18 protein-coding genes are annotated in these 17,411 nt (G+C 59.4%); 7 read left to right on the top strand and 11 right to left on the bottom strand.

The genetic code is table 11. From position 1 onward, the window contains the following. Position 1: 1 nt before the first annotated feature. The gene (tyrS, locus tag BUB78_RS00935) at positions 2 to 1,258 is read left to right on the top strand and encodes a tyrosine--tRNA ligase (protein WP_073194050.1); all 1,257 of its coding nucleotides are present in this window, start codon (positions 2 to 4) and stop codon (positions 1,256 to 1,258) included. 258 nt (positions 1,259 to 1,516) lie between these two features. Then, positions 1,517 to 2,545 (top strand): ACR3 family arsenite efflux transporter, encoded by a 1,029-nt coding sequence (gene arsB / locus BUB78_RS00930; RefSeq protein WP_170865006.1) that lies wholly within the window; start codon positions 1,517 to 1,519, stop codon positions 2,543 to 2,545. A 3-nt stretch (positions 2,546 to 2,548) separates the two neighbouring features. Here the strand turns inward: arsB and aroB are convergent, their stop codons facing one another. Together aroB and BUB78_RS00920 are read right to left on the bottom strand one after the other, a co-directional pair. After that, positions 2,549 to 3,664: a 3-dehydroquinate synthase gene (aroB, locus tag BUB78_RS00925; protein ID WP_073194048.1), complete on the bottom strand. Its 1,116-nt coding sequence runs from the start codon at positions 3,662 to 3,664 to the stop codon at positions 2,549 to 2,551. Next, positions 3,661 to 4,167 carry a shikimate kinase gene (locus BUB78_RS00920; protein WP_245813320.1) on the bottom strand — a complete coding sequence of 169 codons (507 nt, stop codon included), beginning with the start codon at positions 4,165 to 4,167 and terminating at the stop codon, positions 3,661 to 3,663. Before BUB78_RS00920 ends, aroB begins: the two co-directional genes overlap by 4 nt. Between BUB78_RS00920 and BUB78_RS21065 the strand changes: the two genes are divergently transcribed. The 3 genes from BUB78_RS21065 to BUB78_RS00910 are packed head-to-tail and all read left to right on the top strand — an operon-like array spanning position 4,154 to position 6,970. Further along, positions 4,154 to 4,483 carry a hypothetical protein gene (locus tag BUB78_RS21065; RefSeq protein WP_245813331.1) on the top strand — a complete coding sequence of 110 codons (330 nt, stop codon included), beginning with the start codon at positions 4,154 to 4,156 and terminating at the stop codon, positions 4,481 to 4,483. The two genes, BUB78_RS00920 and BUB78_RS21065, sit on opposite strands and share 14 nt — an antisense overlap. Then, positions 4,470 to 6,002, top strand: coding sequence for a hypothetical protein (locus BUB78_RS00915; RefSeq protein ID WP_073194046.1), 1,533 nt, complete (start codon positions 4,470 to 4,472; stop codon positions 6,000 to 6,002). The genes BUB78_RS21065 and BUB78_RS00915 overlap by 14 nt, the downstream gene beginning before the upstream one ends. Beyond that, on the top strand, positions 5,999 to 6,970 hold the full coding sequence (locus tag BUB78_RS00910; RefSeq protein WP_073194045.1) for a tyrosine recombinase: 972 nt from the start codon (positions 5,999 to 6,001) through the stop codon (positions 6,968 to 6,970). The genes BUB78_RS00915 and BUB78_RS00910 overlap by 4 nt, the downstream gene beginning before the upstream one ends. On the opposite strand, the gene BUB78_RS00905 is transcribed toward BUB78_RS00910, so the two are convergent. Then, positions 6,907 to 7,725, bottom strand: coding sequence for a metallophosphoesterase family protein (locus BUB78_RS00905; RefSeq protein ID WP_073194044.1), 819 nt, complete (start codon positions 7,723 to 7,725; stop codon positions 6,907 to 6,909). The genes BUB78_RS00910 and BUB78_RS00905 overlap by 64 nt on opposite strands. A 70-nt stretch (positions 7,726 to 7,795) precedes the next feature. Between BUB78_RS00905 and BUB78_RS00900 the strand changes: the two genes are divergently transcribed. Further along, positions 7,796 to 9,103 carry an HlyC/CorC family transporter gene (locus BUB78_RS00900; RefSeq protein ID WP_073194043.1) on the top strand — a complete coding sequence of 436 codons (1,308 nt, stop codon included), beginning with the start codon at positions 7,796 to 7,798 and terminating at the stop codon, positions 9,101 to 9,103. Between the two features lie 21 nt (positions 9,104 to 9,124). On the opposite strand, the gene BUB78_RS00895 is transcribed toward BUB78_RS00900, so the two are convergent. Continuing rightward, a complete protein-coding gene (locus BUB78_RS00895; RefSeq protein ID WP_073194042.1) occupies positions 9,125 to 10,213 on the bottom strand; it encodes an ABC transporter ATP-binding protein in 1,089 nt (362 codons plus the stop codon). Positions 10,214 to 10,374: 161 nt separating this feature from the next. Here BUB78_RS00895 and BUB78_RS00890 point away from each other — a divergent pair, with 161 nt between their 5' ends. After that, positions 10,375 to 10,866, top strand: a complete 492-nt coding sequence (locus BUB78_RS00890; protein WP_073194041.1) for a DUF2059 domain-containing protein — start codon at positions 10,375 to 10,377, stop codon at positions 10,864 to 10,866. On the opposite strand, the gene lpxB is transcribed toward BUB78_RS00890, so the two are convergent. The 7 genes from lpxB to BUB78_RS21375 all read right to left on the bottom strand — a co-directional run bounded on the left by lpxB (position 10,841) and on the right by BUB78_RS21375 (position 17,298). After that, complete coding sequence (gene lpxB, locus BUB78_RS00885) at positions 10,841 to 12,016, bottom strand: lipid-A-disaccharide synthase (protein WP_073194040.1); 1,176 nt, start codon at positions 12,014 to 12,016, stop codon at positions 10,841 to 10,843. The two genes, BUB78_RS00890 and lpxB, sit on opposite strands and share 26 nt — an antisense overlap. Next, positions 12,016 to 12,822, bottom strand: coding sequence for an LpxI family protein (locus BUB78_RS00880; RefSeq protein ID WP_073194039.1), 807 nt, complete (start codon positions 12,820 to 12,822; stop codon positions 12,016 to 12,018). Before BUB78_RS00880 ends, lpxB begins: the two co-directional genes overlap by 1 nt. A gap of 3 nt (positions 12,823 to 12,825) precedes the next feature. After that, the gene (gene lpxA, locus BUB78_RS00875; RefSeq protein WP_073194580.1) at positions 12,826 to 13,620 is read right to left on the bottom strand and encodes an acyl-ACP--UDP-N-acetylglucosamine O-acyltransferase; all 795 of its coding nucleotides are present in this window, start codon (positions 13,618 to 13,620) and stop codon (positions 12,826 to 12,828) included. Positions 13,621 to 13,625: 5 nt separating this feature from the next. Beyond that, on the bottom strand, positions 13,626 to 14,090 hold the full coding sequence (fabZ, locus tag BUB78_RS00870; protein ID WP_073194038.1) for a 3-hydroxyacyl-ACP dehydratase FabZ: 465 nt from the start codon (positions 14,088 to 14,090) through the stop codon (positions 13,626 to 13,628). A gap of 66 nt (positions 14,091 to 14,156) precedes the next feature. Then, the gene (locus tag BUB78_RS00865; RefSeq protein WP_073194037.1) at positions 14,157 to 14,750 is read right to left on the bottom strand and encodes an OmpH/Skp family outer membrane protein; all 594 of its coding nucleotides are present in this window, start codon (positions 14,748 to 14,750) and stop codon (positions 14,157 to 14,159) included. A 2-nt stretch (positions 14,751 to 14,752) separates the two neighbouring features. Continuing rightward, complete coding sequence (gene bamA / locus BUB78_RS00860) at positions 14,753 to 17,080, bottom strand: outer membrane protein assembly factor BamA (protein ID WP_073194036.1); 2,328 nt, start codon at positions 17,078 to 17,080, stop codon at positions 14,753 to 14,755. A 92-nt stretch (positions 17,081 to 17,172) separates the two neighbouring features. After that, positions 17,173 to 17,298, bottom strand: coding sequence for a hypothetical protein (locus tag BUB78_RS21375; RefSeq protein WP_281248826.1), 126 nt, complete (start codon positions 17,296 to 17,298; stop codon positions 17,173 to 17,175). Positions 17,299 to 17,411: the final 113 nt, after the last annotated feature.

The following is a 17,411-nucleotide window of genomic DNA, read 5'->3' as shown; positions in this document are numbered from 1 at the left end:
TATGACCTACCACCCCAAATCAGACTTCATGGCGGCGATGATGGCGCGCGGCTTTCTGGCCGATTGCACCGATTATCAGGGGTTGGACGACGCCCTTATCGCCGGCGTGGTGCCCGCCTATATCGGCTTTGATGCGACCGCGACCTCGCTTCATGTCGGCAGCCTGATCCAGATCATGATGCTGCGGTGGTTGCAGAAGACCGGGCACAAGCCGATCACCCTGATGGGCGGCGGCACCACCAAGGTGGGCGACCCCAGCTTTCGCGCCGATGAGCGCCCGCTTTTGACCAACGAGCAGATTGACGCCAATATCGCCGGTATCCAGCAGGTCTTTGCCGCCTATATCAGATATGACGACAGCCCGACCGGCGCGCTTATGCTCAACAATGCCGAATGGCTCGACGATCTGAAATACCTCGATTTCCTGCGCGATATCGGGCGTCATTTCAGTGTCAACCGGATGCTGAGCTTCGAGTCGGTGAAGTCGCGGCTTGACCGCGAACAGTCGCTGTCGTTTCTTGAATTCAACTACATGATCCTGCAGGCCTATGATTTCCTTGAACTTAACCGGCGTTATGGCTGTCTGTTCCAGATGGGCGGCTCGGATCAATGGGGCAATATCGTCAACGGGATCGACCTGACGCGCCGGGTGCTGGATCATCAGGTTTTCGGCCTGACCTCGCCGCTTCTGACCACCTCGGACGGCAAGAAAATGGGCAAGAGCCAGGATGGCGCCGTGTGGCTGAACGCCGATATGTGCGCGCCCTATGAATTCTGGCAATTCTGGCGCAACACCACCGATGCCGATACCGGCCGCTTCCTTAAGCTCTATACCGAATTACCGGTCGCGGAATGCGAGCGCCTTGGCGCGCTTGAAGGCGCTGAAATCAATGAGGCCAAGATCATCCTTGCCAATGAGGTCACCACGCTTCTGCACGGCGCCGAGGCCGCCGCCGCCGCCCATGCCACAGCGCGCGAAGTGTTTGAAAAGGGCGGCGTCGGGGATGATTTGCCAACCGTGACCCTTGAAATGTCGGATTTTGACGATACCGGCATTTCCATCGTACAGCTTTTGGTCAGGGCGGGCCTTGTGAAATCGGGCAAAGAGGCCAAGCGCCTGATGTCCGAGAATGGCGCGCGAATGGATGATCAACCGCTGACCGATGCCGGGCTTATGATTTCGCCATCGGCGCTCACTACCCCAATTAAGCTGAGCGCCGGCAAAAAGCGCCACGCCTTGGTGCGCTTGGCCGAGTGAACCTGTTCGGCGCGCACGGTGGCGGGCATGGAGTTTGAGTATTTCCGGAACCGTGAAAGATGAAAATGGGATTGACGGCTTGCAGAGATTTGTGAGCTGTATGAGTGACGCTCGCTGTGGAACTCTTGTTCATTCATCCCTGCCAAAGGTCGCTCTCATGCTTGCTCTGAACAATGGGCCTCGTCTCTGCACCGGAAATTCCGCCGGGGCTGAGCCATGAGCGATCATGCCTCAGCCCACCAGAGCGCCCCCGGTGGCATGGGCCTGTTTGAACGCTGGCTATCGCTTTGGGTGGCCTTGGCCATGGCGGCGGGAATCGCGCTCGGAACGCTTGCTCCGGGCGTCTTTCAGGGGCTGGCCGAGCTTGAGATTGCTTCGGTAAACCTGCCCGTGGCGCTTTTGATCTGGGCGATGGTCTATCCGATGATGGTGGGTGTGGATTTTACCGCCCTGTCGGGAATCGCGACGCGGCCCAAAGGTCTTGTCATCACGCTGACCGTGAATTGGCTGATCAAGCCTTTTAGCATGGCCGCGCTTGGAGTGCTGTTTTTCAACCATGTTTTTGCCGGACTTATCCCGCCCGACGATGCACAGGCCTACCTTGCCGGCGTGATCCTTTTGGGCGCCGCCCCCTGCACGGCGATGGTTTTTGTCTGGTCACAGCTTACGCGGGGCGATGCGACCTATACGCTGGTTCAGGTCAGCGTGAATGACGTGATCATGGTCTTTGCCTTTGCCCCGATCGTGGCGCTTCTTTTGGGTGTTACGGATCTTGTTGTGCCTTGGGAGACCCTGCTTTTGTCGGTGCTGCTCTATATCGTCATTCCGCTGGCTGCAGGGCTATTGACGCGCAACCGTCTTGTGGCGCGCGGGGGCGAGGCATCGGTTGAGGCGTTTCGCGACAAGGTGAAACCCGCGACCGTTCTGGGCCTGCTCATAACAGTTATTCTTTTGTTCGGATTTCAGGGGCGGATCATACTTGACCGACCTCTGGTGATCGCGCTGATTGCCGTGCCGCTTTTACTTCAGAGCTATGGTATTTTCGCAATTGCATATCTTGTGGCACGGGCCTGGCGGGTGCCGTTTAACGTGGCGGCGCCCTGCGCCCTGATCGGCACATCAAACTTCTTCGAGCTTGCAGTCGCCGTCGCCATTAGCCTTTTTGGCCTTGGGTCCGGTGCGGCATTGGCCACAGTTGTGGGCGTGCTGGTCGAAGTGCCTGTAATGTTGTCTCTGGTGGCCTTTGCCAACCGCACCAGACACTGGTTTCCCGAGGACCGCGCCTAGCGATCAGCCGCGCGCGCGCAAGGCGTCGTTCAGCACGCTGCGCACGAGATCCGGGTCGACATCCGAGGTGATGAACGCCTCGCCAATACCGCGCGCGAGAATAAAGCGGAGCTTGCCATCGACCACTTTTTTATCCTGCCCCATAAGCGCGATAAGCCCATCCGCATCCGGTAATTCACCTTGTATATCAGATAGATCAACCTTGGTCTTCATGTCGCGCAGGTGGGCGCGCACGCGGCTTGGGTCTTCCTGACTGCACAGCCCCATGCGCGCCGACAGCTCGAACGCCAGAGCACAGCCAATGGCCACCCCTTCGCCGTGCAACAAGCGATCAGAATACCCGGTCGCCGCTTCAAGAGCGTGACAAAAGGTATGCCCCAAATTCAACAGCGCGCGATCGCCCTGCTCGGTTTCGTCGCGCATGACGATCTCGGCTTTCATCTGAACCGACCGTTTGACCGCATAGATACGTGCGGCCATATCGCCCGCTGCGGCGCGTAAAGCATTGCCTTCAAGCCATTGAAAGAATTCACTATCCCCCAACATGCCGTATTTAACAACCTCGCCATACCCGGCCAGAAAATCACGCGGCGTCAGCGTGCCAAGAACCTCTGTATCCGCCAGAACAAGGCTTGGCTGATGAAAGGCGCCGATCAGGTTCTTGCCTTGCGGGGCGTTGATCCCGGTTTTACCGCCCACCGAACTGTCGACCTGCGCCAAAAGACTTGTCGGAACCTGCACAAAGCGCACGCCACGGCGCAGAATTGCTGCGGCAAAGCCAACCAGATCGCCGATCACTCCGCCGCCAAAGGCGACAACCACATCGTTCCGCTCGACCTTTTGGTCGAGCAGCCATTCAACGGCCCGTTCTAGATAAGGCCAGGATTTGCTGCCCTCGCCGGGTGGCAGGCACAACGCCTCTGAGGCGATTCCCTTCTTTTCCAACCCCTTACGAAGCGTTTCCAAATGAAGCCGCGCAACGGTTTCGTCGCTGATGATGACCACACGCGGACGGCGCAACAGCGGCGCAATCAGCGCCCCCGCCTGATCCAGCAGGCCGGGCCCGATGTGAATGTCATAGGCGCGCCCCTCAAGGCCCACATGCACGATCTCGGTCATTCTACGCTCTCCAAAACGTCGCTGCGCCCGGCCAGGGCCTCTTGTACCTGTTCAGCCATGGCGTCGATGGAATATTCTGCCCGCGCCTGGACGCTCAGATCGGCCAGAGCATAGGTTGGCACGCGGGCATCATAGAGGTCCTTGAGCGTTTGATAGGGATTAGAAGTGCGCAGCAAAGGCCTGGTATTCTTACATTTTACCCGAGACCAAAGAATATCCATATCGGCATTGAGCCAGACCGACACCCCTTTTTGCGAGATCAGCGCGCGATTGCGCTCGGCCATGAAGGCACCGCCGCCCGTGGACAGAATCCCACGGTGACTGTCCAACAGCCGGTCAATCACCTCGGTCTCGCGGTTGCGAAAGAAAGCCTCGCCATCGCGTTGAAATATCTCGGCAATTGTCATGTTGGCGGCCTTTTCGATCTCGGCGTCCGAATCGAGAAACGGCACGCCAAGACGCGCTGCAAGGGCCTTGCCCACAGCGGTCTTGCCTGCCCCCATCATCCCCACAAGGACAACGGTTTTCTTCAAATTCCAATGCCTGTCAGTCGCCACCCTTCGGCGCTCCTCTGCCAAAACTTCAGGTTTTTCACTGAATGACGTGATCTTAGGCAAAAGGCCAGTTATAAGTTGGGAAAAAGAATACACCAAGCAGGCAGAGGGACCCATGGTAAGACTAATCAAGTGGCTGTTTTATTTGGCCATTCTGGGTTTTATCGCCCTGGTGGCCTATTCCTATCTCGGCCCGTTTTTCGGCGCGGATTTTTCTCCGCCGCAAGACGAGATTCGGCAGGAAATCATTCTTGAAACGAATTAGCGCTACAATTCTGGCCGGGGTTTGGGGGGTGGCCTGTGCCGCGCAGCAACCACTCTCGGCGATTGACTGGCTGGATGAGGCCAGCACGGCGGCGGTCACAGCCCCGCGCCTGCCCCTTTCGTTGGAAGCACCGGTGACTGACGGCGTAGATACCCCCAGGGTGGCGGTGACGGCGCTTGATGCACCGCGCGCCGATGCCGTGGGGCTTTTGCCAAGCCGCACCACCGGCCTGCCCAAGACGCTCTGGCAGGGCAGCACAACCCGCGATATCCTGCGTCTGTTCGGCCATTTTTCGGCAGAACCTTTGCCCGCCATTCAAGCCCTGCATTACACGCTTTTGCTGGCCGAGGCCGATGCGCCGGACGATGCGGACGCGGATGCACAATTTCTTTTGGCCCGCATCAAAGCGCTGCGGCGAGCGGGCGCGATCGAACCGGCCCTTGCCCTGATCGAGCGCGCGGGCCCTGCCAACAAAGTCCTTTTTGATCAATGGCTTGACCTTTCTCTTTTCACCGGACAGGAAGACACGCCCTGCACCGACCTGAGCCGCCAGCCGCGGCTGAGCACAGAGTTTGAGGCGCGTATTTTCTGCACCGCGCGGACCGGTGATTGGCAAACCGCCGCCCTGATCTTTGAGAGCGCAGACACCCTTGGGGCCCTGAGCGACACCAACAGCACGCTGCTTGCCCTGTTTCTTGATCCCGAGATGATCGACGAGACTGAGCCACCACGTGTTCCCAAAACTCTTACGCCGCTTCAGTTTCGCCTTTTCGAGGCGATTGGCACGCCGCTTCCCACCCACAATCTGGCGCGCGCCTTTGCAATGGCCGACCTGCGCGGCACATCGGGCTGGAAGGCCGAGGTTGAGGCGGCAGAGCGGCTTGCGCGCACCGGCGCCCTGCCGGCGGCACGGCTTTTGGGGCTTTATACGGATCGCAAACCGGCCGCCTCTGGCGGGGTCTGGGATCGGATCAAGGCCATTCAAACGCTGGACAAGGCCCTGAACCGCGCCGATCCTGGCGCGATTGCGGATGCTCTGCCTGAGGCATGGTCGGCCGCACAATCGCAACGCCTCGAGGTGCCCTTTGCCGAGTTGTTCGCGGACCGTTTGGCAGCGGTGGCCCTGCCCGACGACATCGAATCGCTGGCGTTTGAAATTTCCCTCTTGTCGGAGCGCTATGAAAGCGCCGCACAGGTATTCGCCCCCACAAACCAACAGCAGCGGTTCCTGACCGGGCTCGCGGTCGGCGAACCAGCCATGCAAGACGCAAGCACGACCCTTGAAAAGGCGCTTGCCGCCGGCTTTGCCCAAACCGAGGCCGCGCCTGCCCATCAGGCCCTGTTGGATCGCGGTCAATTGGGCGAGGCTATTTTGATGGCCTCCAACAAACTTGACCGCGCCTCGGCCGGTGGGCGCGACGGAGTTGGCGACGCAATTGCAACCCTGCGCGCCGTCGGGTTAGAGGACACGGCCCGTCGCGCGGCGCTTCAAATGCTGTTGCTGAGCGGCCAGAGATGAGCGACGACCGCGGCTGGATTTCTCTTTTCCTTGAGGCGCAGGCCGCCGAGCTTGGCGCGGCAAACAACACGCTTCTGGCCTATGAGCGCGATCTGCGGGATTTCCATGAATGGATTATTTCTCAGGGCCTTAGCCTTAGCTCTTCAAGTCAGAAGGATGTCGAATCCTACCTCGTGCATTGCGATGAACAGGGCCTTGCCCGCGCCACCCGTGCGCGCCGCCTGTCCGCAATTCGCCAGCTTTACAGATTTGCCTTTGACGAACGCCTGCGTGCCGATAATCCCGCCATTCGGATCAAGGGTCCGGGCAAGGCCCAACGTCTGCCCAAAACCCTGAGCGAAGACGAGGTCGGCGACCTGCTTGAGGCCTCGCTTGATCACGGTCGAAGCCCCGCCGATCAGGCCCGCAACGCCTGTCTCATGGCGCTGCTCTATGCGACGGGCATGCGCGTGAGCGAGCTTGTGTCGCTGCCTGTCGCCGCCGCACGCGGCAATCCGGCGCTGCTTCTGATCAAGGGCAAGGGCGGCAAGGAACGCATGGTGCCGCTGTCGCCACACGCCAGAGAAGCGCTTGCCAACTGGCTTGTCCTGCGCGACCAGGGCGAAGAGAGTACCCGCGCCAAGGGCATCCCTGCATCGCCTTATCTTTTTGCCTCAAACGGCACATCCGGGCACCTCACGCGTCACCGATTCTATATGTTGATCAAGGAGTTGGCGGTCAAAGCTGGTGTATCTCCGGCCAAGGTGACGCCGCATACCCTGCGCCATGCCTTTGCCACGCATTTATTGGCTAACGGCGCCGATCTCCGGGCGATCCAGACGCTTTTGGGCCATGCCGATGTTGCCACGACCGAGATTTACACCCATGTGCTTGAGGCGCGGCTTCAATCTTTGGTGCAGGATCATCACCCCTTGGTGACGGCGGCGCGGCGCAAGGCGGGCGGCAACACCTCTTCCGAGGGCCAATAGCCGGTCATCAGCGCCGCGTCATAGCCTTGGCTCAGCCCCGCCGCCTGCATCGCGTCTTTGGCTGCTGAGTGATCATAGATCAGATCGTGAAATGCCACACCGGATAAATCCAGAGTGCCAAAGCGTGTCTCGGTGCGCCCGTCATGTGCCGGCATGCCGATGGCCCCGGCGTTCACCCAAGTCACATCGCCGATGTCACGTTGGAAGGGAATGCCGGAATGCCCCCCGATCACCATGTCAAATGGGCCTGCAACAGATTGTATTAAATCGATTTCTTTTTGAATTTCGGCCTCGGGCGAGACCGACCACAAAAACCGGCTTATGTCGCTGATCCCACCATGTACCACGGCACAGCGTCGGCCTGCGTGCTGAAACGTGATCATATCCGGCAAGCCCGCCATCCAGCGCCGGTCCGCCGCCCCGATCGCGCGATCCGCATGCGCGTACCACGCCCCGGACAGAACATCGCATTGGGTGTCTTTTTCAAAGCCGCAACCGCAGTTCATCGCATGATTCGCCAACTGTTTTTCACAGTTGCCAGCCACCACCGGGCACCCGAGCCTGCGGATTTCCGAAACTGTTTCAGAGGCTTGCGCGCAATAAGCCACCAGATCGCCGGTGCAAATCATCCGCTCCGCAGGAATGCCGACATTCCGCGCCTCCTCAATCAAAGCCCGCAGGGCCAACAGGTTTGAATAAGGCCCGCCAAAAAGAAGCACCGGCCCGCTCAGCACCCCCAAATCCCGCAATTCCATTCCGCATCATCCCTTGATTGACGCGCCTCGGCACCCCATAACCGCTATGACTAAAAGGACATCTGCCCAAATGGAAGCCACCACACCAATTCTTGATTTCGCGTTCTGGATCACCAGCGGGGCGATTTTGACCTTGCTGGTCCTGTCCGCCTTCTTTTCGGGTAGCGAAACCGCGCTTACGGCCGCCTCGCGCGGCAAGCTGCGCGCGCAGGCGGAAAAGGGATCGGCCGGGGCGGAGTGCGCTCTGAACATCACCGAAGATAACGAGCGGCTGATCGGGTCGGTCCTGTTGGGCAATAACCTTGTGAATATCCTCGCCACATCGCTTGCCACCGCGCTGTTTACCCGGATGTTCGGCGAAAGCGGCGTGGCGCTCGCCACTTTGGTGATGACACTTCTGGTGCTGGTCTTTGCCGAGGTGCTTCCCAAGACCTATGCCATCACCAACGCCGAGGCGGCAGCCGCGCGAACTGCGCCGATTATCGTCATGGTTATAAAGGTTTTTTCTCCAATCGTCTCAGCCGTGCGCCTGTTCGTGCGCGGCGTGCTTGGCCTCTTCGGGGTTCAGACCGACCCCGACAGCCATATCCTGGCGGTCCGCGAAGAAATTGCCGGCGCGCTCTATCTTGGTCAATCCGAAGGCGTGGTCGAGAAAGAAGATCGTGACCGGATTCTGGGCGCGCTTGATCTTGGCGAACGGGCCGTCGAAGAGATCATGCTGCACCGGTCCGGCATCGAGATGATCGACGTTGATGCCGATCCGGACGCCATTCTCAATCAATGTCTGGAAAGCAATCACACCCGGCTTCCGCTCTATCGTGATGACCCGGACAACATCATCGGTGTGGTCCATGCCAAGGACCTTCTGCGCGCCATGCACAAGCTTGTCACCGGATCAACATCAAGCGCCAAGGCCTTGAGCAAGTTCGATATTACCAGTGTCGCGCGCAAGCCGTATTTTGTGCCGGAAACCACGACGCTCGACGATCAGATGCGTCAGTTCCTGCGCATGAGGAGCCATTTCGCGATTGTCGTCGACGAATACGGCAGCCTTCAGGGCCTGATCACGCTTGAGGATATTCTTGAGGAAATCGTTGGTGAGATCACCGATGAATTCGATCCCGACGCCGAACACGCCATCCGCAAAAGTGACGACAATCAGTTTCTTGTCGAAGGCGCCATGACGATCCGCGACCTCAATCGCGCAACCGACTGGAACCTGCCGGATGAGGCGGCCAATACCGTGGCCGGCCTTGTCATCCACGAGGCGCAGATGATTCCCAAGGTCGATCAGGTCTTCATCTTTCATGGCTTCCGGTTTCAGGTTATCGCGCGCAAGGACAACCGCATCACCAAGCTCAAGGTCAGCAAGATTTGACGGGCGTAACGGGCTTTCGCGTTAATCTTTCTTGACCGGAAAGACGAAACAGCGATCACGCCGCAGCATAAGCCAGAGCGGCTTGCCCGGCTTTGGCAGAAACACATTCGGCACCGTCGCCCGCAGGATCGAGCCGTCATGATCCATGCGAAACTCCACAAGGCTTTCCGACCCGATAAAGCGCGCCCGCACCACCACGCCGCGCGCAGGCGTGCCATCCTGGGGCGTGGGGTTGGGGCCCCGGCCGCCGCGATCAAAGTCGATCTTGATATGCTGCGGGCGAATGACGATTTCAACCTCTTGACCATCGGGCACACCGGGCGCCAGGAAATGACCGAACGGAGTTTCGGTCAATGCGCCGCGCACTGTGCCACGTATCACGTTGATATCGCTAAAGAACGCAACCGCGCTTCGATCCACCGGGGCGTTGTAGATGTTATAGGGCGCGCCCTGTTGCACGATCCGCCCATCCCGCATGAGCGCGATTTCATCGGCCATGCGCATCGCCTCTTCCGGTTCGTGGGTGACCAGCAGGACCGCCGTATCCTCTTCGCGCAGGATATCCAGCGTTTCGTCGCGGATGCCATCGCGCAGACGGTTATCAAGCCCGGAAAACGGCTCGTCCATCAGCATGATGCGCGGGCGCGGCGCAAGGGCGCGGGCAAGCGCCACGCGCTGCTGCTCGCCCCCCGAAAGCTCGTGCGGATAGGCATCAAGATAGCGCCCCATGCCGACCCGGTTAAGCAATTCCTTAACCCGTTCCGCCATCGCCGCCTTGTTACCGCTCAGGCCAAAAGCCACGTTCTGCGCGACGCTCAGGTGCGGGAAGAGGGCAAAATCCTGAAACATGAGGCCGATATGGCGCCGCTCGGGGGGGACGCGAAACACGGTGTCGCAGATCAGCACACCATCGACCCAGATCTCGCCCGAATCCTGCATTTCGACCCCGGCGATCATCCGCAGGGTCGTTGATTTGCCACAACCCGACGGCCCAAGCAGACAGGTCACCTGCCCCGGCATCACCCGAAGCGAGACATCCTTGACCACGGTGCGGCCCTCGTAGCGGCGCACCAGATGCTTGATTTCTAACCGGGGGTTTTGCGTCTGCACCGGGGCCTCATATCTATCCGATCAAATCTATCGGGTTTTGTTTCAAGCCAGATAGCAACCCTGCACCGGCTTCGCAAGGCATCACGCAAAGGTGGTGCATTGACAGCGCCCGTGCAAGGTGGTGTCATGACTGCGATTTATGACCTTGGAGTTGAATTAAAATGCGATTTCTTATTGGGGCCGCCACGGCCCTTTGCCTTGCCGTTCCCGCCTCTGCCGACACTGCCAGCGACGCCAAAGATGCCCGCGTGGCCATCGCCAAGGAATACGTCGAGGCGACCATGAAAGACATGGACATTCAGAATTTCATCCGCCAACTCTGGACCCCGATGATCCAGCAAATGGCCCAAAATCGCCAGCCGATGTCACCCGAACAGATCAGCCAGATCGAAAAGCTGTTTTCCGACGAGCTGACCCAGCCGCTGACCGAAGTCATGCTTCAGCAGGACAAGATCATGGCCGATCTGATGACGCTCGAAGAACTGACCGCGCTGCGCGATTTTTATATGTCAGAGCATGGCCGCGCGGTGATGGAAAAGATGCCCCAGCTTGCGCAGATCCAACAGCCGATGATCTCGGCCGTGTTGCAAAAGGCAATGCCGGTGATGATGCCCAAGATCGAGGCGATCACCGCCCCTGAAGACGGCAAGTAGGCGCGCGGTTCAAAACGGCGCGGGCCGCCCTCAGGCCCGGTGCCTCGCCGCCCATCCCAAGCCGCTCAAGCGTGGTTTCCATGGCCGCGACTTGCGCGCCCGGCTCCTCCATCAGCTTTAGCAGCGCAGGCGTGATAAGCTCTGCGCGACAGGCCTTGCCGATGAATTCCGGCACGGCGCGGGTTTCGCTCACCAGATTGACCAGCGTCAGAGTATCCACCTTGAGCATGCGCGAAATCAGGGTGCGGCTAAGCCAGTTCATGTCATAGGCAATCACCATCGGCGTGCGCGCCGCTGCCAGCTCAAGCGAGACCGCGCCCGAGGCCGCAAGCGCCCAGTCGGCGGCGTGAATGGCACAGGCTTTTTGCTCTGTAAACGCCGCCGCAGTCTGTCCCTCGTACGGGGCGAGAATCAGCGGCTCTATTGGCCAGTCGGCAACCATATCGCGCACCAGCGGGGCCAGATGCCGCAAGGTGGGCAGGATCAGGCGTGTATCAGGTCGCTCAATCGCCAGCCGGGCAATCACCTCGCCAAAGATCGGCGTCAGGCGGCTTACCTCGCCCCGGCGCGATCCGGGCAGAACCATCAAGAGCGGTTCCCCGGTGATGCCATGGCGGGCACGAAACGCGGCTGCATCGGCCGCACTTGGGCACGGCTCGGCCACCACCGGATGGCCGACAAAGTCACACTCCATCCCGGCGGCTGTCATAAGGGGCGGCTCGAACGGCAAGAGTGCGAGCACATGGTCGATCACCCGCGCCATCTTCGCGGCCCGCCCCGCGCGCCACGCCCAGACCGAAGGGGCCACGTAATGCACCGTGCGGACCGCGCTTGCGGCCTTGACGCGGCGGGCGACGCGCAGGCAGAAATCGGGGCTGTCGATGGTGATCAGAATATCGGGCGCAAAGGCAAGGGCGGCCTCGGCGGTCTGGTTCAGCCGTCGTTTGAGCGCCGGGTATTTCGGCAAGACCTCGGCAAGGCCCATCACGCTCAGCTCGTCCATCGGAAACAGGCTTTGCAGGCCCTCGGCCTCCATCAAGGGGCCGCCAACGCCGGAAAATTCGACCTCTGTCAGGGAGGTGAGCCCAGCCATGAGCGCCGCCCCAAGCCTATCGCCAGAGGCTTCGCCCGCAATCAGGAAAATTCGCATCAGAACGTCCGGGCCACGAGGAAAAGCCCGAACTCGGAAAGGGCGGCAAGGGTCTTTTCACGCTCAAGGATCATCACGCGCCCCGGCTCGATCATCAGGCCGGCAAGCCCCGCAGCCGCAACACCGGCAATGGTGCCGGGGCCGATGGCGGGCATGTCGACGCGCAAATCCTGCCCGCGCTTGGCCGCTTTGACAAACACGCCCGGCGCCTTGGGGCGATACGCGGGATCGGTCGTGGCGACAAAACCCAAAAGAGCATCTGTGCCCTGCAAGGTTTCAATCCCGAGGCATTGCCCGCCCGCCACGACACAGCCCTGCCCGATATCAAGCGGCGACAGCGCGGCAAGAATATCGGCGGCGCGGGCGGCATCCGCCTCGGCCAGTTCATCGGGCACGGGACCGACGCAAAGCCCCTCACCGGCGGTGAGATCAGGCAAGAGCTCGTGCGCGCCAAGAACGGTAAACCCCTGCTCCTCGAACACCGCGATAACGCTGGTCAAAAGCGCGTCATCACCGCCCTGCATCCCAGCCATCAGGCGCGGCGCAAAGGAAGTCGTCAGCGCATCAAAATCCGACGGATCAAGAGTGGGACGTGGCAGATGTCCGGCCAGAACAATCCGCGTGACTCCGGCATCATGAAGCGCCTCAGTCAAAGCCCCTAATTTCTCGAGCCGATGCTCTCTGGCCGCCGGTCCAAGGCGATGCGGCACGCCGGCAAAACAAATCAAAAGCGCCTCCGGGCAGTGGCGCGCCAAGGCGACAGGCAAACCGCCGCCACACGCCAGAATGGCCAGACGCCCGGACATTCCCTAGTTCTGCCCTGGTGTCAGATAGGTGCGGTCCCTTTGACTCGTCACAAACTCGAAAATATGGCGGACATAGGGGCTTTCTGTTTCTTCGCCCAGACGGGATGCACGATCCTGGAAGGTCCCCTCGCCCTGCGCCAGCATCTGAAACGCCGCGCGCAAGGCAAGGGTATCAGATCGTGACGCCCCCCGGCGTTTCAGGCCCACAAGGTTCAGCCCATCCAGGACCCCGCGCGGCGACTGCACAAGGCCATAGGGGATGACATCGTTGGTCACCATCGTCACCGCCCCGATGATTGCGCCCTGCCCGATGCGCACAAATTGATGCACCCCCGACAGCCCACCGATGATGACGTCATCCTCGATAAGGCAATGCCCGGCCAAAGCGGCGCTGTTAACCAGCACCACGCGGTTGCCAATCTGGACATCATGCGCCACGTGACACCCGGCCATGAAGAGCCCATCGTCGCCGATACGGGTAATGCCGCCGCCGCCACTGGTGCCGGTATTCATCGTGACATGCTCACGAATGCGATTGCGCGCCCCAACGATGAGCTGCGTCGTTTCGCCCTTGAATTTCAGATCCTGGGGCACCTCGCCAATGCAGGCGAAGGGAAAGATCACCGTCTCCTCGCCCAAAACCGTGTGACCGGCCACCACAACATGCGACTTGAGCACCACCCTGTCACCAAGCCGAACATCCGGGCCAACATGACAGAACGGGCCGATCCGGCACCCCTCGCCGATGATGGCGCCCGGCTCTATAAAGGCTGTGGGGTGGATCGCTGTATCGGTCACCGGGGTCACTCTTTGGGGAGATCCATCATCGCTGTGAATTCCGCTTCGGCGGCCATTTCGCCCTCGACCTCGGCCTTGCCGCTGAACTTCCAGACCTTGCCACCCGGCTTGCCGCGCACGGTCGTGAGATGCATTTCGAGCACATCGCCCGGCACCACCATGCGGCGGAACTTGCAATTATCAATCGCCATGAAATAGACCAGCATGTTGCGGTCTTCCATGCCGAGCGCCGTGCCAACCATCACCGCGGCGGTCTGGGCCATGGCCTCGACGATTGTCACGCCCGGCATGATCGGCTTGCCCGGAAAATGCCCCTGAAAATGCGGCTCGTTCATGGTGACATTCTTGATTCCGCGCGCGCTTTGAAAACCGTCGATATCGACCACCTTATCCACAAGGAGGAACGGATAGCGATGCGGAATTAGCCGCTGGATCAGGTGGATATCGGCGGATTTAAGTGGCTCGGTCATGGATAATCCTCATTGCGTCGATCTGATCACGTCCCTAACAACAGGACAGGATGGGGGCAAGATAGCCTAATCGCCTGGCGATTTGGGCGGCGTCACCGTGTTGCGCGTCGGGCCATTTTCCGGACCCTCGCCAATTTGCGCGTTGACCCGTTCGATGGCAAGGTCGGTGATATCGGCCACACCAGAGCCCAACAGAACCGCCCGCACATCCATGATCACCACGCCACCGGAATCGCTCAGGATGTCGGCGAGCACAGGCTCGATCACGCGCATGAACTGAGCCGGGGCAATTTCACGTTGCCGCTCAAGGTCGCGTGACATGCGCTCGCTATTCTGGCGCAACTGCTGCACTTTGCGGTCAAAGGTGTCGGCGAGGTCGCGAAACTCAGCCGCCGACAAGCTCGGGCGGCGCTCGGTGAGCGCCTGTTCCTCGTCTTCAAGCTCGGCTTCGATACGGCGGTTATGCGCAACCAGCGTCTCACGGTCTTCCTGAATGCCTTCAAGAAGGCGGCGGCCATAGAGCGTCTCATTTAACAACCGCTCCGGATCGAGGATGAGAATATCGCTTTGCACGACGCCAGTTGGCTGGGCTGCGACAGGGGCAGCACCCCCACCAAGGAGCGCGAGCAGGAACCCCGCAAAGGCAAGGCTCCGCCACATGATCAGAACTCCGTTTTGACCGTCAGATCAAACACCTGCTCGATATCGCCAGGTTCTTTCTTGAGGGCATTGGAAAAGTTCATCCGAAGGGGGCCGAAAGGCGATGACCAGAAGATCGAAAAACCAATGACGTGGCGATCATTAAACCCGGTGGAAGAGACGACCCCGGTCGCATTCCTCTTATCAATTCCCCAGATCGAGCCGACGTCATAAAACGCGCCGCCCGTGATGCCATATTCATCTGGCAAGCCAAGCGGAAAGTCCGCCTCAAGCTTGAGAGCCGCAAAATAATCGCCCCCCAAAAGCTCGCCGTTTTCAGAGGGGCCGATCCCGTTGGGTTCAAACCCACGGATGACCTGACCATTAAAGCGGTTCAGAAAACGACTGTTCTGGCCTTTCTTAAATTCGATTGCACCGCCCTCAAGAATAGCCCTAAGGGTCACATCCTCGTTCATGACAGTGGTCTGCCCGACCAGACGGCCCGTGCTCTTGATGAACTCGTTATCGCCGCCAAGCCCGGCGACTTCCTGACCAAAGGCCAGCAAAACACCCGCATTCGGGTTCAGCCCGGTGCGTCGTGTGTCATAAGAAAACTGGTACCCCAAGGCGCTTGTCCACAGGTCGCCTTGATTGACCTCGGACTGCAGGATGCCCGATACGCCGTTATAATCCGACATATCCTCGTAGGCGGCACTGTAGAAAATACCCAGGCGACCATTTTCACTGACCGGGAAGGTCAGGCTTGGGCGAAACGTACCGATTGTTGTGTCAAACAGGCTATTGTCGCTGTTGGTTTGCTGCAGAGCGAAATCAAGCCCAAAAGCTACATCCCGGCCAAGAAATGCGGGTTCCAGAAAGCCTAGATTATAGTTGATCCTATCCGCACTTGCCGCAATCTGAGCGTTCAGCGACTGCCCCCGGCCAATAAAGTTTCGCTCGCTAAAGCCAAGCGCAACACCGGGTCCGGCATTGGTCGAAAAGCTGAGGCCGACCGACACGTTGCCTGTGGTTGTTTCCTCGACATCGGTTTCGATCACAACCTGATCGGGGCGCGAGCCCTCGCGCGCGTTGACATTCACGTCCGAGAAAAAGCGCAGCGCGCGAATGCGGTCTGCAGCCTGACGGATGGCACGCGGGTTGAAGGGGTCGCCCTCGACGACATCGAACTGGCGACGGATCACACGATCAAGGGTGGTGGTGTTGCCTTCAATATCAATGCGTTCGACAAAAATCCGCGGCCCGCGAGTCAGGACAAATTCCACATCGAGTGTGAGATCACGGTCATTGCGGGTGATGCGAGGATCAACACGCAGAAAATCAACCCCATTCTTGATTGCCAGGCGCTCCATTCTGGCGATTGAGCTTTCCACCAGCGTTGGCGAATAAACCACACCGGGGCGCACTTTCAACGCGTCGTGATAGGGCTCGGCTTCAACACCGTTCATCTCGCTTACTGTGGAGATTTCGCCGAATCTGAATTGCTGGCCTTCCTGAACGTTAAAGGTCACGAAATAGGCGTCGCGCTCGCGCGCAAGCTCGGCATTGGTGCCGGTGACCCGGAAATCGACATAGCCGCGCGAGTTATAGAAATCGGTCAGGACTTGTTTGTCAAACAGCAGGCGATCCTCGACAAAGGTGTCGCGCTCAATCAGCGCGCGCAAAAGGCCGGTTTGCTTGCTTTCAATCACACGCCGCAGGCGGCGATCCGAATAGGCGCGGTTGCCGACAAATCCGATGCGCTGAACCTCGACTTTTCCGCCCTCGAAAACCTCGAATATAAGATCAACGCGGTTGTCGCTGCGGCGGATCACCCTGGGGGTAATGCGCGCCGACACGCGACCATTCTGCGCATAGGCTTCGGCCAGGGTCGCAGCATCACGCTCCGCTTGTGTCGGGCTGTAGACCTGGCGCACGCGGCTCTTGATGAACTCTTCAAGGTCTTCATCCTTAAGCTTTTTATTGCCCTCAAAGGCAATCCGGTTGATCGTGGGGTATTCGGTCACACGGATCACAAGACGATTGCCCTGGGGCACCAGCTCGGCACGCTCAAAAAGACCGCTGGCCAGAATTCTCTGATAGGCATCGTTTAGCTCACCTGCCGACACCGTCTCGTTGCGGGCGATCCCGGCGTAAGACAGAATCGTCGAGGGCTCGATGCGCTGATTGCCTTCGATCGTCACAGAAGAAAACCGATAGGACTGTGCCTCGGCTTGCCCGGTGCCTGCCACCACTGCAAACACAAGAAAAACCGCACAGAGTGCGGCCTTGATGCTTGTCAAAAAAGAAAAGAGCTGCTGGCGCGTCGGCCGGTCAACTTCAAAATGTTTCATTTCTCAAACCCAGTCAGACATCCTATTGAGGATGTCAGTACCGCGTCTGTCTGGCCTTGTCAAAACGCGAGTTGCCGCCCCAAATGTCAATATCAAAGGGCTGCCACAAATCCCGCGCAGGCAAACGCGATCACAAGCGTTGTCACATATAACAGCAAATCGGCATTGACGTTCACCAGAACACCCAAACCGCGGTAGCCCTGTTTAATATGTTGCATGAGATGATCCGCCTTTGTTTGCTAAACAGTGCGTACCAAACTGCCTTTTGAATGTGTCGCTTTGCTGGATAAAACATGACGAAATTATGGCATTACAGGCTTTCACCGTTCCA

It is taken from the genome of Roseovarius marisflavi (genome assembly GCF_900142625.1).
Lineage (GTDB): Bacteria > Pseudomonadota > Alphaproteobacteria > Rhodobacterales > Rhodobacteraceae > Roseovarius > Roseovarius marisflavi.
The sequence above is the reverse complement of the archived record's forward strand: the minus strand, read 5'-3'. Positions and strand labels throughout refer to the sequence as shown.